The sequence below is a fragment of the Streptomyces litchfieldiae genome (assembly GCF_031845365.1).
GTDB lineage: Bacteria > Actinomycetota > Actinomycetes > Streptomycetales > Streptomycetaceae > Streptomyces > Streptomyces litchfieldiae.
The window spans coordinates 1-483 of record NZ_JAVREL010000083.1 but is presented as its reverse complement, the minus strand read 5'-3'; the positions used below and the strand labels follow the sequence as shown (position 1 = coordinate 483).

1 protein-coding gene is annotated in these 483 nt (G+C 69.6%); it reads right to left on the bottom strand.

What is annotated here, in order from left to right; genetic code table 11:
• The coding region (locus tag RM590_RS35480) for a hypothetical protein (RefSeq protein ID WP_311708938.1) at positions 1 to 200 on the bottom strand (200 nt) is incomplete at its 3' end.
• Positions 201 to 483 lie beyond the last annotated feature (283 nt).

Here is a 483-nt window from a genome sequence, read left to right as displayed (position 1 = left end):
AAGTATCCGTTGTTGAACGCCCTGAGGTTGGGTGCCTCGGTCGGTGGCGGCCCACCCGGTGCAGACGGGGCTGCATACTGGCCGAGCAATGCGCCGGGACTCATGTCGACCCCGTTGGGGACGCCGAGTCGGCCGGGTGCCGTTTCGGTGCCGGTTTGTCCCAGGACCGACAACCCGTTCGAGCCCAGCGGTGCACCCATGAGGGGCACTGTGGGGCCCGACGGTGGGGGCGGCTCAGGAGCCGGGGCCGGTGCGGGAACCGCAGGGGCGCCCGGAACCTCTGGCGGTGCCGGGTCGGCCGCGGCGGTGGCCGAGCAGGCGACCGCGAACAGCCCGGCTGCGGCGAGAGCGGCCACCGCGTTCTTGACCGCGAATGGGCTGTTCGAGTTCTCGCTCATGCCTTCGTGTTTCGCTTTCACATCCAGCCCGTCAGACTGCCTTGGTGACGCCGTAGTACGCGACCACATCGTCGGTGTCGGTGGT